The 19,699-nt window shown below is 71.4% G+C and carries 17 protein-coding genes; 10 read left to right on the forward strand and 7 right to left on the reverse strand.

Annotated features, from left to right (window positions below):
* The first annotated feature begins 36 nt into the window (after positions 1–36).
* Positions 37–774 carry a GntR family transcriptional regulator gene (locus OG570_RS36500; protein ID WP_326949460.1) on the forward strand — a complete coding sequence of 246 codons (738 nt, stop codon included), beginning with the start codon at positions 37–39 and terminating at the stop codon, positions 772–774.
* Positions 775–805: 31 nt separating this feature from the next.
* Here OG570_RS36500 and OG570_RS36505 read toward each other — a convergent pair whose 3' ends face one another.
* The 4 genes from OG570_RS36505 to OG570_RS36520 all read right to left on the reverse strand — a co-directional run bounded on the left by OG570_RS36505 (position 806) and on the right by OG570_RS36520 (position 7,386).
* Positions 806–2,185, reverse strand: coding sequence for an OFA family MFS transporter (locus tag OG570_RS36505; RefSeq protein ID WP_326953416.1), 1,380 nt, complete (start codon positions 2,183–2,185; stop codon positions 806–808).
* A gap of 102 nt (positions 2,186–2,287) precedes the next feature.
* Positions 2,288–4,414, reverse strand: a complete 2,127-nt coding sequence (locus OG570_RS36510; protein ID WP_326953417.1) for an acetate--CoA ligase family protein — start codon at positions 4,412–4,414, stop codon at positions 2,288–2,290.
* Complete coding sequence (gene frc / locus OG570_RS36515) at positions 4,415–5,644, reverse strand: formyl-CoA transferase (protein WP_326953418.1); 1,230 nt, start codon at positions 5,642–5,644, stop codon at positions 4,415–4,417.
* 11 nt (positions 5,645–5,655) lie between these two features.
* Complete coding sequence (locus OG570_RS36520; protein ID WP_326953419.1) at positions 5,656–7,386, reverse strand: thiamine pyrophosphate-binding protein; 1,731 nt, start codon at positions 7,384–7,386, stop codon at positions 5,656–5,658.
* A gap of 319 nt (positions 7,387–7,705) precedes the next feature.
* Between OG570_RS36520 and sucC the strand changes: the two genes are divergently transcribed.
* The 6 genes from sucC to OG570_RS36550 all read left to right on the forward strand — a co-directional run bounded on the left by sucC (position 7,706) and on the right by OG570_RS36550 (position 13,306).
* Positions 7,706–8,851, forward strand: coding sequence for an ADP-forming succinate--CoA ligase subunit beta (sucC, locus tag OG570_RS36525; RefSeq protein WP_326953420.1), 1,146 nt, complete (start codon positions 7,706–7,708; stop codon positions 8,849–8,851).
* 3 nt (positions 8,852–8,854) lie between these two features.
* Positions 8,855–9,736 (forward strand): succinate--CoA ligase subunit alpha, encoded by an 882-nt coding sequence (gene sucD / locus OG570_RS36530; protein ID WP_326953421.1) that lies wholly within the window; start codon positions 8,855–8,857, stop codon positions 9,734–9,736.
* Entirely contained in the window at positions 9,736–10,161 is a 426-nt protein-coding gene (locus tag OG570_RS36535; protein WP_305879324.1) for a beta-class carbonic anhydrase, read from the forward strand. Before sucD ends, OG570_RS36535 begins: the two co-directional genes overlap by 1 nt.
* Positions 10,161–11,105 carry a LysR family transcriptional regulator gene (locus OG570_RS36540; protein ID WP_326953422.1) on the forward strand — a complete coding sequence of 315 codons (945 nt, stop codon included), beginning with the start codon at positions 10,161–10,163 and terminating at the stop codon, positions 11,103–11,105. The genes OG570_RS36535 and OG570_RS36540 overlap by 1 nt, the downstream gene beginning before the upstream one ends.
* 4 nt (positions 11,106–11,109) lie before the next feature.
* Positions 11,110–12,045, forward strand: a complete 936-nt coding sequence (locus tag OG570_RS36545; protein WP_326953423.1) for a LysR family transcriptional regulator — start codon at positions 11,110–11,112, stop codon at positions 12,043–12,045.
* Between the two features lie 103 nt (positions 12,046–12,148).
* Positions 12,149–13,306 carry an NAD-dependent formate dehydrogenase gene (locus OG570_RS36550; RefSeq protein ID WP_326953424.1) on the forward strand — a complete coding sequence of 386 codons (1,158 nt, stop codon included), beginning with the start codon at positions 12,149–12,151 and terminating at the stop codon, positions 13,304–13,306.
* A 40-nt stretch (positions 13,307–13,346) separates the two neighbouring features.
* On the opposite strand, the gene OG570_RS36555 is transcribed toward OG570_RS36550, so the two are convergent.
* The gene (locus OG570_RS36555; RefSeq protein WP_326953425.1) at positions 13,347–14,642 is read right to left on the reverse strand and encodes an OFA family MFS transporter; all 1,296 of its coding nucleotides are present in this window, start codon (positions 14,640–14,642) and stop codon (positions 13,347–13,349) included.
* Between the two features lie 1,150 nt (positions 14,643–15,792).
* Positions 15,793–16,203, reverse strand: a complete 411-nt coding sequence (locus OG570_RS36560; RefSeq protein ID WP_247051604.1) for a histone-like nucleoid-structuring protein Lsr2 — start codon at positions 16,201–16,203, stop codon at positions 15,793–15,795.
* A gap of 208 nt (positions 16,204–16,411) precedes the next feature.
* Here OG570_RS36560 and OG570_RS36565 point away from each other — a divergent pair, with 208 nt between their 5' ends.
* Entirely contained in the window at positions 16,412–17,299 is an 888-nt protein-coding gene (locus OG570_RS36565) for a class I SAM-dependent methyltransferase (RefSeq protein ID WP_326953426.1), read from the forward strand.
* A 32-nt stretch (positions 17,300–17,331) separates the two neighbouring features.
* Here the strand turns inward: OG570_RS36565 and dinB are convergent, their stop codons facing one another.
* Positions 17,332–18,522, reverse strand: coding sequence for a DNA polymerase IV (gene dinB / locus OG570_RS36570; protein WP_326953427.1), 1,191 nt, complete (start codon positions 18,520–18,522; stop codon positions 17,332–17,334).
* 154 nt (positions 18,523–18,676) lie between these two features.
* On the opposite strand from dinB, the gene OG570_RS36575 reads away from it, so the two are divergent.
* Together OG570_RS36575 and OG570_RS36580 are read left to right on the forward strand one after the other, a co-directional pair.
* A complete protein-coding gene (locus tag OG570_RS36575) occupies positions 18,677–19,096 on the forward strand; it encodes a hypothetical protein (RefSeq protein ID WP_326949447.1) in 420 nt (139 codons plus the stop codon).
* 89 nt (positions 19,097–19,185) lie between these two features.
* Positions 19,186–19,698 carry a 2'-5' RNA ligase family protein gene (locus OG570_RS36580; protein ID WP_326953428.1) on the forward strand — a complete coding sequence of 171 codons (513 nt, stop codon included), beginning with the start codon at positions 19,186–19,188 and terminating at the stop codon, positions 19,696–19,698.
* Position 19,699: the final 1 nt, after the last annotated feature.

The raw sequence follows: 19,699 nt of genomic DNA on the forward strand, positions 1-19,699 counted from the left end.
CAGACAGCCGTGTTCCACTCCGTTTCGAGGTGTCCCGTGAGCCAGCCCGCTTCCCCGCTCCCCGACCGCGGCCCGACCGGCCGCCGCACGGCCAAGGGCGCGCTCGGCTCGACCCCCGCCAAGCGCGTCGAACGGCCGGCGCCGCTGCGCCAGGTCGTCTACGAGGCCCTCGCCGAGCTGATCATCAACCGCACCCTCGAACCCGGGCAGCACCTGGTCGAAGCCGACCTGGCCGAGTACCTGGGCGTCAGCCGCCAGCCGGTCCGCGAGGCCCTGCAGCGGCTGCAGAGCGAAGGCTGGGTCGACCTCCGCCCCGCCCAGGGCGCGTTCGTGCACCTGCCCACCGACGAAGAAGCCGACCAGCTGCTGAGCGTCCGCAGCGTGCTGGAGACGCACTCCGCGAAGCTCGCCGCCGGGCGGGCCACCGCGGACGACGTCAAACGCCTGTGGGATCTGCAGAACATCGGCGTCAAGGCGCTCGCCGACGAAGACACCGAGGGGCTCGTCGCCGCGAACGCCGCCCTGCACGCGTACATCACGGAACTGTCCGGTAACGCCGTGCTCGCGGAACTCATCGGCCTGGTCGACCGCCGGGTCCGCTGGTACTACACGCCGATCGCCCGCCCCCGCGGCCAGGACGCGTGGCACGAACACGAAGAGCTGATCAACGCCATCTCGGCCAAGGACACCGGTGCCGCCGAGCAGATCATGACCAAGCACACCGAACGGACCCGCCAGGCCTACCACGAACGTCCGGACGCGCCCCGGTCCTGATGTCCGCAGGACCGGGGCGCGGGCTACCGGACTAGCCGCCAGTGGCGGCAGACGGTCGCGCCACCAGCTCGGTTTCGGCGAGCTGGTGGTGCGTCCGCTTGGGCTGGCGCAGGAAGAGCGTCAGCACCGCGGACAGCAGCGCGATGCACCCGGCGAGGATGTACGCGCCGGTGTAGCCCCACGCGCTGATGACCCCCGCCGCGAGGCCACCGCCGCCGACGCCACCGATCAGTTTCGCGCTGTAGACCAGACCGTAGTTCGACGCGTTGTTGTTCTCGCCGAAGTAGTCCGGCACGAGCGCGGCGAACAGCGGGTAGAACGCCCCGCCGCCGAACCCGGTCAGGAACGCGAACACCATGAACAGCACCAGGTTGTGCGTGTTGCCGGCGTACATCACGCCGAACTGCGCACCACCCGCGATCACCAGCACGACGGTGAGCGTCTGCCGCCGGCCGATCCGGTCCGACACCCAGCCGACCACGGCGCGGCCGGTGCCGTTGACGATCGAGAGCACCCCGGCCGACGACGCCGCGACGAACGCCCCGAACCCGCTCTCCTTGGCGAACGGCACCTGGAAGTTGATGCCGAACAGGGAAACCCCGCCGATGATCACCAGGCACACCCACATCAGCGGGAGCATGCCGGTCCGGATCGCCTCCATCGGGGAGAACTGCTTGACCGCGGGCGGGTTCTTGGCCAGGCCGCCGCTCTTGGTCCGCCGGTTCGCGGCCCAGTTCTTCGGGTCGACCTCCCGGGGCCACCAGCTCTTCGGCGGGTCCTTGAACAGGAACCCGCAGACCCCGACGACGAGCAGCATGTAGACGCCGATGACGTCGAGGATCACCGTGTAGTTCGTCGGGGTGAGGAACGCGGCGAACACGTAGATGAACGGGACGGCGCCGTAAGCGAACCCGCCGTTGACGAAGCCCGTCCTCGCACCCCGTTTCTCGGGGTACCACTTGCCGACCATGTTGATGCAGGTCGCGTACACCAGCCCGGCCCCGGTCCCGCCGAGCATGGAATACCCGATGAAGGCCACGGCCAGGTTGCCGCTGTGGGAGATGGTGAAGTAGCCGATGCCACTGCACACCGCGCCGGCCAGCATGGCCGTCTTCGCCGAGACGATGTTCTTCTCGCGCAGCCGGCCCGCCGGGAACGCGACCCCGGCCTGGAACACGGCCCAGATGCTGGCCAGCCAGAACGCGTCGCTGAGCGACCAGCCGTACTTCTCTTCCAACGTGCCTTCGACGGCGCCCCAGCCGTATTCGAAGACACTGACCGCCATCATGGCGATCCAGGGCAGCCACACCATCCAGCTTCGCGAACGCCCCATGATGTCCTGCGGCGTCTCGCCTACTCGGTAGACCCGTCCGTTCTCGTCAACGATCTCCTGGTACGTCGCTGCGGTCATAAGAGTTCTCTTTCGTCACCGTTGACTCATGTCCCTCTGCGTGCCGTCGTGCGGTGGATCTTCGTCCCTTCTCAGTCGGTCGACCAGCCCCTGTGGAGTTGTTCAAAGCAGTCCCGCGGCCCGCGCCCAGCGGTACTTCGCGCCGAGCACCGCGACCGGCTTCTCGGTCGTGTACGGGTAGGCCACGACCCCGTGCTGGTAGAGGTAGTCGCTGGCTTCCTCGACTTCGACGTCACCCGAGAGCGACGCGACGACGGGCTTGTGGATGCCCTTCGCGCGGTACTCGGCGACGACCTCGGAAACCAGCTCGGCGAACACCATGGGCGGGGTGACGATGGTGTGCCAGTAGCCCAGGATCAGAGCGTGGATGCGGTCGTCCTCGAGGCCCAGCGCGATCGTGTTGCGGTAGGTCGAGGGCGGCTCGCCGCCGGTGATGTCCACCGGGTTGCCCGCCGCGCCGAACGGCGGGATGAACTTCCGGAACGCCGTGTCGAGGTCCGGCGGGATCTCCATCAAGCTCAGGCCGTTGTCGACGCAGGCGTCCGAGAGCAGCACGCCGGAGCCGCCCGCGCCGGTGATGATGACGACGTTCTCGCCCTTCGGCGTCGGCAGCAGCGGGATGCCCCGGGCGTACTCGAGCATGTCGTTCAGCCCAGGCGCCCGGATGACGCCGCTCTGGCGCAGGATGTCGTCGTACACCTTGTCGTTTCCCGCCAGTGCGCCGGTGTGGGAGCTCGCCGCCTTCGCGCCCTGCGACGTCCGGCCCGCCTTGAGCACCACGACCGGCTTGCGCCGCGACACCCGCTTCGCCGTCTCCGCGAACGAGCGGCCGTCCTTGAGGTCCTCGAGGTGCATGGCGATGAGCTCGGTGTGCTCGTCCTGCTCGAAGAACGTGAGCAGGTCGTCCTCGTCGATGTCGGCCTTGTTGCCTACGCCGACGATCGAGGACACGCCCATCTTCGCCGAGCGGCTGAACCCGAGGATCGCCATCCCGATGCCGCCGCTCTGCGACGAGAGCGCCACGCCTCCTTTGACGTCGTACGGCGTGCAGAACGTCGCCGACAGGTTCTCCGGCGTGTAGTAGTAGCCGTAGATGTTCGGCCCGAGCACGCGCACGCCGTGCTTGCGCGCGATCGCCACGACCTCGTCCTGCAGCGCAATGTTGCCGGTCTCGCCGAAGCCGGACGGGATGAGGATGGCGCCGGCGACGCCCTTCGCCCCCGCCTCCTCCAGCGCGGCCGCGACGAACTTCGCCGGGATGGTGAAGATCGCGACGTCGACGTCGCCGGGGACGTCGGTGATGCTCGCGTAGGCCTTGCGGTCGAGGATCTCGGTGGCCTTGGGGTTGATCGGGTGGATCTCCCCCGCGTAGCCGCCGTTGACCAAGTTCTTCATCACCGAGTTGCCGATCTTCCCGGCCTCGGCGGACGCGCCGATCACCGCGATCGACGCCGGTTTCATGATCCGCGTCATCGACGCGAGGATCTCCTCCTGGGTGAACCGCACCGGCTCCTTCGCCGCGTCCGGGTCGATCAGGATCCGGACGTCGACGGCGGTGGCGCCCGACGGCGTGGCCAGCACCGGGTTCAGGTCCACTTCGGACAGCTGCGGGAAGTCGGTGACCAGCTGCCCGAGGGTGTGGATCACCCCCGACAGCGCGTCCCGGTCGACCGGTTCGGCACCGCGGACCCCGCGCAGGATCTCCGCGGCCTGGATGCCGTCGAGCATCGAAAGCGCTTCCTCGGTGCTGGTCGGCGCCAGCCGGAACGTGACGTCCTTGAGCACTTCGACGAGCACGCCGCCGAGGCCGAAGGCGACGATCTTGCCGAACGTCGGGTCGGTCACCGAGCCGATGATCACCTCCTGCCCCTCGGTGAGCATCCGCTGCACCTGGACGCCGAGGATCTCCGCGTCGGCGTTGTACGCCTTGGCGTTCTCGACGACCTTCGCGAATCCGGCCGACACCGCCTCCGGATCTTTCAGGCCGACGAGGACACCGCCGGCCTCGGTCTTGTGCAGGATGTCCGGTGAGACGATCTTGAGCACCACCGGCAGCCCGATCTCCAGGGCTTGCGTCACGGCTTCCTCGGCCGTGGCCGCCAGCCGCTCGGCCGGCGTCGGGATGCCGTACGCCTCGCACACCGCACGCCCCTCGGGCGCGGTCAGCGAAGACCGTCCTTCGGCCGCCGCCTGTTCGAGGATCATCTCGACCGCCGCGCGATCCGCCACTCAGATCACCCCGGCCGAACGGAGCTTGTCCAGCTCGGCTTCGCCGTAACCGAGTTCGCCGAGCACTTCGTCGGTGTGCTCGCTCAGCAGCGGCGAGCGTTCGATCTCGACGGGCGAGTCGGACAGCTTGAGCGGGCAGCCGACGGTCTTGAAGCTGCCCCGCTCCGGGTGTGCGACCTCGACGACGGAGCCGAGCGCGGCGAGGGTCTCGTCCTCGATCAGCTCCTGCGTCGACAGGATGGGGCCGCACGGGATGCTGTGGGCGTTGAGCGCCTCCATCACCTCCCACTTGGTGTGCGTCTCGGTCCACTCCTCGACCAGCGCGAACACCTTGTCCAGTTTGGACAGCCGGACCTCCGGGGTGGACCAGGCCGGGTCCTCGGCCAGCTCGGCTTTGCCCAGCAGCCGGGTGAGCGGGGCCCAGCCGACCGGCTGGATGATGACGTAGATGTAGTCGTTCGGGCCGCCCGGCGCGCACTTCACCGCCCAGCCCGGCTGACCGCCACCGGACGCGTTGCCCGAGCGCGGGACCTCGTCGCCGAAGTGGTCGTTCGGGTACTCCCCGAGCGGCCCGTGCGCCAGCCGCTGCTGGTCGCGCAGCTTCACCCGGCAAAGGTTGAGCACGGCGTCCTGCATGGCGACCTGGACGCGCTGGCCGCGGCCGGTGGACGTCCGCTGGTACAGCGCGGCGAGGATGGCGGCCACCAGGTGGATGCCGGTGCCGGAGTCGCCGATCTGCGCGCCGGTCGCGGTCGGCGGGCCGTCCTCGAAGCCGGTGGTGCTCATCGCGCCGCCCATCGCCTGCGCGATCACCTCGTAGGCCTTGAAGTCGGCGTAGCGGCCGGGACCGAAGCCCTTGATGGAGGCGTAGATCAGCCGCGGGTTGAGCGCGGCCAGTTTCTCCCACGGGTAGCCGAACCGGTCGACGACACCGGGGCCGAAGTTCTCGACCAGGACGTCCACGCCGGAGACGAGCTTTTCGAAGACTTCCTTGCCTTCGTCGCTCTTCATGTTGAGGGTGATGCTGCGCTTGTTGGCGTTCAGCATCGTGAAGTAGAGGCTGTCCACCCCAGGCAGGTCGCGCAGCTGGCCGCGTGTGATGTCGCCTCGGCCGGGGGTTTCCAGCTTGATCACGTCGGCGCCGAGCCAGGCGAGCAGCTGCGTGGACGACGGACCGGACTGCACGTGCGTCATGTCGAGGACACGGACGCCCTCCAGTGCCTTACCCATCTTGTCTCCGCTCACTTGTACATGGTCTGGTTCATGGTTCCGGGGGCGTACACGTCCGGGTCGACCCAGACGTTGATCAGCGACGGCACGCCCGACTCGCGGGCCCGCTGCAGCGCCGGCGCGATGTCGGCCGGGTCGCGGACCTCCTCGCCGTACCCGCCGAGCATCCGGGCGAACTCGTCGTACCGGACGTCGCCGAGGGTGTTGCCGACGCGCTCACGCGGGAGGCCGTACTTCGCGGCCTGGCCGTAGCGGATCTGGTTCATCGACGAGTTGTTGCCGACGATCCCGACGAACGGCAGGTCGAACCGCACGAGCGTCTCGAAGTCCCAGCCGGTGAGGCTGAAGGCGCCGTCGCCGAACAGGGCGACGACCTCCTTGTCGGGCCGGGCGTGCTTGGCGGCCAGCACGAACGGGATGCCGACGCCGAGTGTCCCGAGTGGACCGGGGTCCATCCAGTGACCGGGCGACTTGGGCTGGACGACCTGGCCGGAGAACGTGACGATGTCGCCGCCGTCGCCGATGTAGATCGAGTCCTCGGTGAGGAACTCGTTGATCTCGTGGACGAGGCGGTACGGGTGGATCGGCGTCGCGTCGGAGTGCTGCAGCGGCAACCGCTTCTGCTTCGCCTTCTCCTCCACGGCCTGCAGCTCCTCGAGCCAGACCTTGCGCCCGACCGAGCCGTTGTCGGAGCGGCCGGACGCGGCCTCGGCGACGGCGGCCAGCACTTGGCCGGCGTCGCCGACGATGCCGAGGTCGATGTCCCGGTTCTTGCCGACGGTCCGGTAGTCGAGGTCGATCTGGACGACGGTGGCGTCCGGGGACAGCCGCTTGCCGTAGCCCATCCGGAAGTCGAACGGGGTGCCGACGATGACGATGACGTCGGCGTTGTCGAAGGCGTACCGGCGTGAGAGCTGGAAGTGGTGCGGGTCGCCCGGCGGCAGCGTGCCGCGGCCGGCGCCGTTCATGTACGCCGGGATGTTCAGCGTGCGCACCAGGTCCACGGCGGGTTCGGTGGCGCGGGTCGTCCAGACCTGGCTGCCGAGCAGGATCGCCGGTTTCCTGGCGTGCACCAGCAGGTCGGCCAGCTTCTCGATGTCGGCGGGATCACCGGCGTTGCGGGTGGACGCCCGGTAGCGGCCCGACTCGGGGATGCGCGCCTGGGACAGCGGGACCCGCGCGTCGAGGACGTCGCGCGGGATCTCCAGGAACGACGGCCCGGGCGCGCCGGCGTAGGCCTCGCGGAACGCCATCGACACCAGGTCGGCGACGCGGGCGGTGTGCGGCACGGTGGCGGCGAACTTGGTGATCGGCGTCATCATGTCCACGTGCGGGAGGTCCTGCAGGGACCCCATCTTGTGCTGGGTGAGCGCGCCCTGGCCGCCGATCAGCAGCATCGGGCTCTCCGCGCGCAGGGCGTTGGCGACGCCGGTGACCGCGTCGGTCGTGCCGGGCCCGGCGGTGACCACCGCGCAGCCCGGCTTGCCGGTGATCCGCGCGTAACCGTCGGCCGCGTGCGCGGCGACCTGCTCGTGCCGGACGTCGATGACCTTGATGCCCTCGTCGACGCAGCCGTCGTAGATGTCGATGATGTGGCCGCCGCAGAGCGTGAAGATGGTGTCGACGCCTTCGGCCTTGAGGGCCTTGGCCACCAGGTGGCCGCCCGAGATCTCCGCCGGCGCGGGTTCCGCGCCGTTCGTCGACCGGGCGCTCTCCCCCGCGGTGGTGCCTGTGGTTGTCATTCGCTCGACTCCTCTGGTCCACGCCGGGTCTCTCTGGCCCGGCGTTCGCTCGTCGCCGCTCCCCTGTCCGGTCCTTCGGGGGTTCCGGGTGGCGGAGCCCCCGGCCCGGGCCGAAGGTCCGGTTGTTACAGCCGAGGTCAGCGGCCTCTTCGCGGCAGACTGTAGATTGCATACCGTATGGGGTAGGCATATAGTCACCCTTCTAGCAGCCCGTGTCCAGGCCCATCCGCAGGGTTTTTCCCAGCCCCGCGGGGTGCGATCGCCTGCCCCGGACACGGCGGACCTCCTTGCCCTGCAGCACCGCGGAAGGACGCCCCGCATGGACCTCTTCGAACACGAAGCCCGAGATCTCTTCGAGAAACACGGCGTGCCCGTCCCCCGCGGCCGCGTCGCCGCCGATCCCGCCGCCGCCCGCGACGCCGCCGTGTCCCTCGGCGGGCCGGTGGTGGTCAAGGCCCAGGTGAAGACCGGCGGCCGCGGCAAGGCGGGCGGCGTCCGCGTCGTGCGCACGGCCGACGACGCCGAGCAGGCCGCCGACGACATCCTCGGCATGGACATCAAGGGGCACACCGTGCACCGGGTGCTCGTCACCGAGGCGAGCGAGATCGCCGAGGAGTACTACGTCTCGTTCCTGCTCGACCGCGCCGGCCGCACGTTCCTGGCCATGGCGTCGACCGAGGGCGGCATGGAGATCGAGGAGGTCGCCGCGACGAAACCCGAAGCACTGCTGCGGGTTCCGGTGAACGCCGTGCACGGAGTGGACGCTTCGGCGGTGGCCGAAGCCTTCCCGGCCGACGTCCGCGAGGAGGCCGCGGAGGTCGTCCAGAAGCTGTGGGACGTCTTCGTCGCCGAGGACGCGACGCTCGTCGAGGTGAATCCCTTGGCGAAGACCGCCACCGGGATCGTCGCCCTGGACGGCAAGATCACCCTCGACGACAACGCGGACTTCCGCCGCTCGGCGGCGTTCGACGACCCGCACGACGGCGACCCGCTGGAACGGGCCGCGCGGGAGAAGGGCCTCAACTACGTCAAGCTGGACGGCGACGTCGGCGTGATCGGCAACGGCGCCGGGCTCGTCATGTCCACATTGGACGTCGTCGCGGCGGCCGCCGCCGCGGTCGGCGCGCGCGGACCGGCGAACTTCCTCGACATCGGCGGTGGCGCCTCGGCCGAGGTGATGGTCGCCGGGCTGAGCGTCATCCTCGGCGATCCGCAGGTCCGGAGCGTGTTCGTCAACGTCTTCGGCGGCATCACCGCCTGCGACGCCGTCGCGACCGGGATCGTGCGCTCGCTGGAGGTCCTCGGCGAGCGGGCCACGAAACCGCTCGTCGTGCGGCTCGACGGCAACAACGTGGCCGAGGGCAGGCGAATCCTCGAACAAGCCGCGCACCCGCTGGTCACCGTGGTGGCCACCATGGACGACGCCGCGCGCGAAGCGGCGAAGCTCGCGATCGCGGAGGTCTGACCCGTGGCCATCTTCCTGGACGAGAACAGCCGGATCGTCGTCTCGGGCATCACCGGCACCGAGGGCGCGAAGCACACCGCGCGGATGCTGGCCGCCGGCACGAACGTCGTCGGCGGGGTGAACCCGCGCAAAGCCGGGCAGCACGTCGAGATCGCCTCGGCGACGCTGCCGGTCTTCGGCAGTGTCGCCGACGCGATGGCCGGGACCGGCGCCGACGTCTGCGTGCTCTTCGTGCCGCCGCCGTTCGTCGAGGACGCCGTCGTCGAAGCCGTCGACGCCGGGATCGGTCTCGCGGTGGTGATCACCGAAGGCGTCCCGGTGCACGACACCGCGCGGCTGTGGGCGCACGCCGTCGCCGCGGGCGGGCGGACCCGGATCATCGGGCCGAACTGCCCCGGCGTCATCTCCCCCGGCAAGTCCAACGCCGGGATCATCCCCGCCGACATCACCGGACCGGGGCGGATCGGGCTCGTCTCGAAGTCCGGCACGCTGACCTACCAGCTCATGCACGAACTGCGCGACATCGGGTTCTCGACGTGCGTCGGGATCGGCGGCGACCCGATCATCGGGACGACGCACATCGACGCCGTCGAGGCGTTCGAGAAGGACCCGGACACCGACCTGATCGTGCTGATCGGCGAGATCGGCGGCGACGCCGAAGAGCGGGCCGCGGAGTACGTGCGCGCCCACGTGTCCAAGCCGGTCGTGGGTTACGTCGCGGGCTTCACCGCGCCCGAAGGCAAGACCATGGGCCACGCGGGCGCGATCGTGTCCGGCTCGTCCGGTACCGCGGAGGCGAAGAAGACGGCGCTGGAGGCGGCCGGGATCCGCGTCGGCCGGACGCCGAGCGAGACCGCGGCCCTCGCCCGCGAAATCCTCGGCTGATGTCGGCGAGGCCGCGGCTCGGCCTGGCGGTGCTCGCGTGCATGGACGCGAGGATGAACGTCTACCGCCTGCTCGGGCTCCAGGAAGGCGACGCGCACGTCATCCGCAACGCCGGCGGCGCCGTCACCGACGACGCGATCCGGTCGCTGACCGTCAGCCAGCACCTGCTCGGCACCCGCGAGATCGTGCTGCTGCACCACCACGACTGCGGGATGCGGACCTTCACCGACACGGAGTTCGCGCGGCGGCTGGAGGAACGCACCGGGATCCGGCCGGGCTGGGCCGCGGAGTCGTTCACCGACCCGGCCCAGGACGTCCGGCAGTGCATCGCGCGGCTGCGGGCCAGCCCGTTCCTGCCGCACACCGGCGCGGTGCGCGGGTTCGTCCTCGACGAGCGGACCGGCGTGCTGGACGAGGTGACGTGATGGACCTGCGCCAGCTCGCGGTCGTGGTGGCGGTCGCCGAGGAAGGCGGCTTCACCGCGGCCGCGCTGCGCCTGCACACCGTGCAGTCGACGGTGTCCACCGTCGTGCGGGCGCTGGAACGCGACCTCGGCACGCCGCTGTTCCACCGCACCACGCACCGTGTGGCGCTGACGCCCGCCGGCGAGGCCTTCGTGCCCGCCGCGCGGGCGGCCCTCGAAGCGGTGGAACGCGCCCGCGCGGCGATCTCCCCCGTCCACGGCCGGGTCCGGCTGGGCCTGGCCCCCGGGTTGCTGCTCGACCTGCACCGGGTCCTCGCGGCGTTGCGGCAGGCGCACCCGGGCCTGGTCGTCGAGGTCCGCCAGCTGCCGGCGGACCGGCTGGGGTGCGCGCTCGCCGAGTCCACAGTGGACATCACGCTAGCGGTGTTCACCGAGCTCGGGTTCGCGGATCCTCGGGACACGGCCGGCGCCAGGCCGGGATCCCGTGGCGCTCCCAACCCGGCCGAGGACGCCCCGGATCCCCGCACCGGGACCGGCTCGGGCGGGCCCGGGTTCGCGTCGCCGCCGGATTCCGGGGGCCTGGTCACCACTCCCCTGGCGTGTGAAGAACTCGTCCTCGCCACCGCCCCCGGCGGCTCCCGCTCCGCGCCCGGCGACCTCTCCGGGCTCTCGCTCGTCGACTTCCCTGCGGGGTGGGCGATCCGGGAGGTCGTCGACCGCGCGTTCGCCGACCGCCGCGTCAGCCTGGAGGCCGACGACCTCACCGCCGCCGCTTCGCTGGTGCGGGCCGGGCTGGCCGCCTGCGTCCTGCCGGCGTCGGCCGCGGCGCGGTTTCCCGAGGTCACCGCGCGGCGGTTCGCCGCTCCCCCGCTCTGGCAGCTCGCCGCGAGCCACCGCGAAGAGCCGCCGGCGCCCGTCGCCGCCGTGCTCGCTCACCTAGGCTGAACCCATGCTGCTGCGCCAGCTCGAATACCTCGTCGCGCTGGCCCGTGAGGGACACTTCGCCCGGGCCGCCGAGGCGTGCCACGTGTCCCAGCCGTCGCTCTCGGCCGGGATCCGGAAGCTCGAACGCGAGCTCGGCACCCAGGTCGTCCAGCGCGGCGCGCGGTATGCCGGGTTGACGCCCGAAGGCGAGCGCGTCCTGGTGTGGGCGCAGCGGATCCTGGCCGAGCGCGACGCGCTCAACGAAGACCTCTCGACGATGCGCGACAGTCTCTCGGGGGTGCTGCGCGTCGGCGCCATCCCCACCGCGCTCACCGCTATGTCGATGCTCACCGCGCCCTTCTGCGAGCGGCACCCGCACGCCCGGGTGACGCTGGAGTCGTTGTCCTCCGACGAGATCGCCCGCCGGCTGACCGCGTTCGAGCTCGACGCCGGACTGACCTATGTGGACGACGAACCACCGCACGGACTGCGCTGCGTCCCGCTCTACGAGGAGCGGTACCTGCTGCTGACGCCGTCCGACGGCGAGCTGGCCGGACGCCGGCTGGTGCGCTGGGCCGAGGTCGCCACGCTGCCGCTGTGCCTGCTCATGCCGCACATGCGCAACCGCCGCGTGCTCGACGCGCTGTTCGCCGAGGCCGGCGCCACCGTCGTGCCGGCGATCGAGACGGACACCGTCTCCGCGCTCTACTCGCACGTCGCCACCCACCACTGGTCGAGCGTCATCTCCCACGCCTGGCTGCACCTGTTCGGCGTGCCGCCGGGCATGCGCGTGGTGCCGCTCGAAACACCGTCGCGATCGCACCGGATCGGTCTGGTGGTGACGGCGGGTTCGCCCGAGCCGATCCTCGCCCGCGCGCTGCTGGAGGTCGTCCGCGGCGTCGACGTCCGCGGCACCCTCGACGCGCTGCTGCACCGGCACCTCGCCGAACAGGCCCGATAGCCGGCGCCTATCCCGGGATAGAAACCTTCACGTTGACCCGCTCGCGCGCGCGGAGGACGGTGAAAGTACTTGTCCCGCAACAAAAAACCTGGAGTGTGACGCCGTGGCAAAGGTGCTGTGCGTGCTCTACGACGACCCGGTGGACGGCTACCCGAAGACCTACCCGCGTGACGACCTGCCGCACCTGGACGGCTACCCCGGCGGCCAGACCCTGCCCACCCCGCAGGGTGTGGACTTCACGCCCGGGCAGCTGCTCGGCAGCGTCTCCGGTGAGCTCGGGCTGCGGAAGTTCCTGGAGTCGCAGGGACACACGCTCGTCGTCACCTCGGACAAGGACGGCGACGGCTCGGAGTTCGACCGCGAGCTCGCCGACGCCGAGATCGTGATCTCCCAGCCGTTCTGGCCCGCCTACCTCACCCCCGAGCGGATCGCCCGGGCACCGAAGCTGAAGCTGGCCGTCACGGCCGGGATCGGCTCGGACCACGTCGACCTCGACGCGGCCATCGCCCACGGCGTCACGGTCGCCGAAGTCACCTACTGCAACAGCATCAGCGTCGCCGAGCACGTCGTGATGATGATCCTCTCGCAGGTGCGCAACTACCTGCCGTCGCACCAGGTCGTGCTGGACGGCGGCTGGAACATCGCCGACTGCGTCGCGCGCTCCTACGACGTCGAGGGCATGCACATCGGCACGGTCGCGGCCGGGCGGATCGGCACCGCCGTGCTGCGGCGGCTGGCCCCGTTCGACGTCCACCTGCACTACACCGACCGGCACCGGCTGCCGGCCGAGGTGGAGCGGGAACTGAACCTGACCTTCCACCCAAGTGCCGCGGAGATGGTGCCGCACTGCGACGTCGTGACGATCAACGCGCCGCTGCACCCGGAGACCGAAGGCCTGTTCGGCGACGAGCTGATCGCGTCGATGAAGCGCGGCGCGTACCTGATCAACACGGCGCGGGCGAAGATCGCCGACCGCGACGCCGTGGTCCGCGCACTGGAGAGCGGGCAGCTGGCCGGGTACGCGGGCGACGTCTGGTACCCGCAGCCGGCGCCGGCCGACCACCCGTGGCGGACGATGCCGTACCAGGGCATGACCCCGCACATCTCCGGGTCGTCGCTCTCGGCGCAGGCGCGCTACGCGGCGGGGACGCGCGAGATCCTGGAGGACTACTTCGGGGGGTCGCCGATCCGCGACGAGTACCTGATCGTCGACGGCGGCAAGCTCGCCGGCACCGGCGCGCACTCCTACTCGACGCGCTGAGCCCGCGTCCGGTGGGCGGGGAGGTCCCCGCCCACCGGGCCTACGCCGCGGGCAGCAGGGACTTCGGCCGGCCGGGCTGGGTGAGACGGCCGGTGAGCAGCGCCCCGGCGAGGCTCAGCACCCCGGCGACGGCGAACGCGCCCAGCAGGCCGACCGCGGCGAGCCCGACCCCGACGACGGCGCCGACGGCCTTGGCGCTGTACAGGATCCCGAAGTTCTGCAGGGCCGACTCCTCACCGAAGTACTCGCGCACCAGGCCGACCAGCAGCGTGTAGCAGCAGCCGTTGCCGAGCCCGGCCAGCGTGACACCGAGCAGCAGGCCGACGGCGTGGCGGTGCTCGCCCGAGTAGTAGAGGACGAACTGAGCGATTCCGCCGGCGAGCAGGGCGAGGCGCAGGATCCGGCGACGACCGAGCCGGTCGGCCAGCCGTCCGATGAGGAGCCGGCCCGACCCGGTGGCCGCGGCGAGCAGGGCCAGCGCGGCGGCGGCGAGACCGGGTCCACTGCGCTCGGCGACGAACGTCGCCAGGTACGCGAGGTCGAACAACAGCACGGCGGCGGCGAGCACGACGACGAGGTACAGCGCGAGGGTGGTGCCGCAGCGGAACAGCTCGGCGGGCCGGTAGTGCCGGATCGCCGGGTGCCGGTTGTGCGTCCTGTCCAGGGCCCACGCGCGCGGTTCCGGCGTCGCGGGCCACCAGTGCCGCGGCGGGTAACGCAGCAGGGCGCCGCACCCGGCGATGACGACGAGCACCACGGCGGCGGTCGCGTCGAGCAGCACCGGGCGGACGTCCGGCAGCAGGGCGGCCAGCACGACGAACGGCACGCTCCCCCACGCGAAGGCACCGCTGACGACACCCGCGCTCGGGCCGGAACGGTCCGGGAACCAGGCCAGCACCGCGCCGACGCAGGTGGCGTAGACGAGGCCGGTGCCGAGGCCGCCGAGCACGGAGTAGCCGAGGAACACGGTGAGCAGGCTGCCCGCGCGCCCGAGCGTGACCAGCCCGGCGGCGCACAGGACCGCGCCGAGCGTCATCGCGGCGGGCGCGGGCAGCGTGCCGCGTTCGCGCAGCCACGCGGCGGGGAACGCGATCCCGGCCTGGCAGACGGCCCACAGCGCGAAGGTGAGGACGATCGCGCCGAACGTCCAGCCGTGCGCCCGGCTCAGCTCGGGCACGATCGCGCCGAAGCCGTACTGCTGCACCCCGGCGGCGAGCATCCCCGCCGCGGCGAGCCAGGTGATCCGGCCGCGCGGCCGGCCGAGCAGCTCGAGGTCGGTCTCCCCGACCCGGTACCGCCGTCCGTAGACGTCCCGGAGCTCGCGGACTTGGGACATCACGACCACCACCCGTTTCGACTGCCGATTGTATGCAGTATGGAGTAGTCAGAGTGTGCGCCCTAGGTGGCGGCGATGTCCACCCACCGGACCCGTTCGGCGGTCCGTGCTGCGAATTTCGTGAGCCGGACGCGCCGCGAGCACGGGTTTCGGTGCGGTGCGGGGATTCCGGGGTGGCCCGCGCCGGGCGCCGGGCGGAAAGGCGGCCCGGTGGCCATCGAGGGAGGAGGCGGCCACCGGGCCGGTGCTCCGGCGCGGTACCGGCCGCGTAGGAGCACTGACAGTCTGGCCAGCGGAGACCCCCTCCGACAAGCCTTTGGGCACCTGGGAAGTGCCGGTTTTCCAGCCGATCATCGCAGGCCGGACCGCCAGGGGGTCCGATGTGGTCACGCCGAGGAAGCAGCAGACTTCAGTCCGACACGACGGCCGGAGCGGGGCGTCGCGAGGGGCGTGGGTCGGGAGCGGGTTTGACGACGGCCGCATCGGCCTGCAGCGGCGACTCGGTCGGCGAGGCACCCAACCTGCCGACCGGACACCATCGCGCCGGACTCTCGGCCTGCCGCAGCAACTCAATCGGCGGAGCACTCAGCCCGGCGATCGGGCCCCCATGGCGCCGGACTCCTCGCCCTACAACGGCAACTCGATCGACGGCACGCCCAACCTGCCAGCCGGGCACCCTCGCGCCGGACTCTTCTCAACCTGTAGCGGCAACTCGATCGGGACCGCTCAGCTTGCCGACCCGGGCACCATCGCCCCAGACTGTCCTCGGCCTACAGCGGGAACTCGATCGGCGGAACGGCTCCGCCTGCCCACCGGACACCATCGCCATGACCTCAAGCCGCGCCGCGGTCGTGCCGGCGCGTGCCGCAACAGCCCTGCGGAAGCGGCGATCGCCTCCTCAAAACGTGGCGGCGCGCCGGACTCTTCTCGGCCGACCGGCTTGCGCGCCGGACCGAGTGACTTGCCCGCCGCTCAACTCAATCACCCAGTGGGATGAGACAAGCAGTTCGCCGGGTGCCTACCGGGATCCGCGCTGTGGGCAGCGCTTCTCCAGGCTGGCACCCGGCGTCCGGAACTTCCTCGGCGCGACCGCGCTTCGGGTGGCCGGCGCCCCCAGGCGCCGGACCCGTTGCACAGCACGGGATCCGCGTCAGGCCTTCTTGCGGGTTGCGCGCTTGCGGGCCGGCTTGGCTTCCGCTGGTTCGGCCGCCGCGGCCTGGTGTTCCTCGAAACCGGCGATGATCTCGCTGGAGAGGCGGCCGCGCTCGGCTACCTCGTAGCCGTTGTCCTGCGCCCACTCCCGGATCTGCCGGTTGCGCTCGCGGTCGGTGCCCGAGCCCGACGCGCCCGTCAGCGACTGGCCCGTCGCGAGGCGGACCTTGCGGCCGCCGATGCGCCGTGCGGCGCCGACGTAGCGGGCGAGCTCGTCCCGCAGTGCCGAAGCGTTCTCCTCGGAGAGGTCGATCTCGAAGCTCACCCCGTCGAGAGCGAAGGGGACGGTCTGGTTCGCCTCGCTCCCGTCGAGGTCGTCCACCATCTCGACGTGCACCCGTTGCGCCATGGTTCGTCGTTCCTCATCTTCTCCAGAACACGGTCGGACAGACCCTAACCTGTCGAATCCCGTCAAGCACGCGGGGCGTCCACAATGGCCGCTCGGGCGCCGGGGCCGCCCGCGTACAGACGTGATCGCAACCTAGTCGAAATGGGCGTGATCTTGTAGACTTTTTGTTTTCGTGATATGCTCGAAATCAAATCGGTACCGTTGCGGCATGACTTCGCCCGATTCCCCCGGCAATGCGCCCGGCGTCAGCCGCACGGCGTTCACGGCGGCCGCCGCACGGGCCGCACATTTGCTCGTCGACGCCGCGCCGCCCCTCTTCTCGGACCCGCTCGCCGCGCCGCTGCTCGGCGCCCGCGCGGAGGAACTGCTGGCGTATCACCGGCTCCACGGTACCCATCCGGTCCTCGCCGGCGCGCGAGCCGAGGCCGTCTGCCGCAGCCGGTTCACCGAAGAGCGTCTTCTGCGCGCCAATTCCGGTATATACCAGTATGTGATTCTCGGCGCCGGACTCGATTCGTTCGCTTATCGGACACCGCCCGGCCGGTTCCGCGTGTTCGAGGTCGACCGGGCCGCGACCCAAGCGGCCAAACGCGCACTCCTGGAAGCCGCGGGGATCACCGAGCCGCCGTCGGTGACCTTCGTCGCGGTCGACTTCGAAACCGAGACGCTCGCCGACCGGCTCGTCCAGAGTGGACTCGACTCGCGCCGTCCCGTGTTCGTCAGCTGGCTCGGCGTCACCATGTACCTGACCAGGGCGGCGATCCTGACGACCTTGACCGAGCTCGGCGGCCTCGCCCCCGGGTCGGAAATCGTGGCCGACCACCTGCTCCCCGCGGAACTGCGCGACGCGGCCGGAAACGGTTACGCCGAAGCCGTCGCGCCGATGGCCGCAGCAGAAGGTGAGCCCTGGCGGACGTTCCTCTCCCCCGCCGCCATGGCGGATCTCCTGCGCGGCACCGGTTTCGAAGTGATCGAACAGACCGGTCAGCGCGGCAGCGTGGGCGCGGATGAGTGGAATCGCGACGACGCGCTGAAGCCGAGCCGGCTTTCCCACCTGACCCACGCGCGCATTCCCGCACCACCCCGGGAAAGCTGAACACTTTCCCGACGCACCGTCGCGCTTCTCTGTCAATCGGGCAGCAGCGGCATCTCCGGCTCGGCCGGACGGCCCAGCAGAACCGCGCGGGTGACGGCCGCTTTCCCGAACCGGTCCCGCACCGAGTCCACGGCCGTGTCGAGCTGGGTGGCCCGCTGGCGTTCGAACGGGAGGGCCAGCTGGACGTGGTCGTCACCGGTCAGGTTGGACAGGGACGCGCCGAGCAGCGTGATCCCGCGGTCGGCGATCAGCGGCAGCGCGGCCTCCAGGAGCTCGCGCGCCGCGGCGAGCAGCCGGCCGGTGCCCTCGGTCGGCTCGGTCAGCGTGCACGAGCGCGTCGCGCGGGTGAAGTCGGCGAAGCGCAGGCGGATCGTCACCGTGCGGCAGATGCGGTGGGCGGCGCGCAGCCGCCGGGCGATGCGGTCGATCAGGGCCACGAGGACGACGTCGAGTTCGGCGGGGGTCCGCCGGCCGCGCCCGAGGGCCCGCTGGGCGCCGATCGACCGGCGCCGCACGCCGGTCTCGACCACGCGCGGGTCGCGGTTGTGCGCCAGTGCGTGCAGGTGCCGCCCGGCGCCGCGGCCCAGCAGGCCGGCGAGGTCCACCGGCTCAGACGCGGCCAGCTGGCCCACCGTGGTGATCCCGCACGCGCGCAGCTTCTCCTCGGTCACCTTCCCGACGCCCCACAGCGCCCCGACCGGCAGCGGGTGCAGGAACGCCAGCTCCGCGTCGTGCGGCACGACGAGCAGGCCGTCCGGCTTCGCCACCCGGCTGGCGACCTTGGCGAGGAACTTCGTCCGCGCGACGCCGACGGTGATCGGCAGCCCGGCCCGCTCGGCGACCGCCTGCCGCAGCCGTTCGGCGACCGCGCTCGGCCGTCCGGCGATCTTGGCCAATCCACCGACGTCGAGGAAGGCTTCGTCGATGGAAATGCCCTCCACCAGCGGGGTGGTGTCCCGGAAGACCTCGAACACCGCCTTGCTCGCGGCCGAGTAGGCCGACATCCGCGGCGGCACGACGACGGCGTGCGGGCACAGCCGCCGGGCCTGCGCGCCGCCCATCGCGGTGCGCACGCCGTAGGCCTTGGCCTCGTAACTCGCGGCCAGCACCACCCCGCCGCCGACGATGATCGGCCGGCCCTTCAGCCCCGGGTCGTCGCGCTGCTCGACCGACGCGTAGAAGGAGTCGAGGTCGGCGTGGAGGATGGGGCCCTCGGCGGTCATAGAACATATGTTCGCATACCCGCGCGCCGAATTCCGCTCGTCCGTCCGCCGTCACCGTCGCGCCGCTGGGCGAAACTGAGCGTTTTCCCGGTAGTCCCCGTGCGTGACCGCGCCCACACTCGAAGACATCGACTTACCGGAACTTGGGAGCGACATGACCGAGAAGTGCCGCTGCGGCGACCACCACGCGTGGGCCGGGCCGAACCCGCAGGACAGGCCGGCCGCCCCGCGCCAGCCGCTGCTGGCCACGACGCTGGCCCGCGAGGACCGGGTGGAGGACACCGGCGGGCTCGACCCGACCGACCGGGTCACCTGCCGGACGCACCGCCGCTGGCTGCACGAGTGCGTCTCGTCCCCGGTGCACGCCAACTCCGCGATCGGCTACCGCTGGTGCCGCCGGTGCGACCACCAGGCCCTGGTCGCGGTGGACGAGCTCACCGGCGAGGTCGCCATCCGCTGCGGGCTCTGCGGCCGCAGCCCGCGCAGCCGCGCGAACGACGAGCTGGTCGCACTGTGCCGCCGCAGCCTGGCCCTGTCCCGCGCGAGCCGGTTCCCGGAAAGCGCCGCCGCCTGAGCGGGTTCCGTTCCGAGGGACCCCGCTGGTCCGCGCGCCTGTGCTGCCGCGGGCGGCGGTCCGACCGGGTGCACTGCCATGATGCGAAGGTGCCCCGACCCGGAACCACCGCGCTGGTGATCCTGCTGCCCGCCGCCGAGCCCGTGCTCGCCGCGGCCCGGCGCACCGCCCCCGAGCTGGTCCGCCCCGGCCTGCCCGCGCACGTGACGGCGCTGTACCCGTTCCTCTCCGCGTCCGAGGTGACCGACGAGGTCCTCGACGCCGTGCGCGCGCTGGCCGCCGCCGCCGCGCCGGTCGGCGTCCCGCTCACCGAACTGGTCACCGCGCCGGGTTTCTCGGCGATCCCCGTGCCCGCGTTGCAGGCGATCGCGGACGCGGTCTGCGCGCGCTGGCCGGACGTCCCGCCCTACGGCGGCCGGTTCGGCGCGACGCCCGACGCCCACCTGACCGTCGCGATGGGCGGGACCGACGCCGACCTCGAGCGGGTCGCGGCCGAGGTCCGGCCGCTGCTCCCGCTGGCCGCCCGCGCGGAGGCCCTGCACCTGGTCGCCCTCGACGACGAGGGCTGGGAAACCCGCCTCACCGCGCCGTTCGGCGCGTGAC

The sequence above is a fragment of the Amycolatopsis sp. NBC_01286 genome (assembly GCF_035982555.1).
In the GTDB taxonomy this organism is placed as follows: Bacteria; Actinomycetota; Actinomycetes; order Mycobacteriales; family Pseudonocardiaceae; genus Amycolatopsis.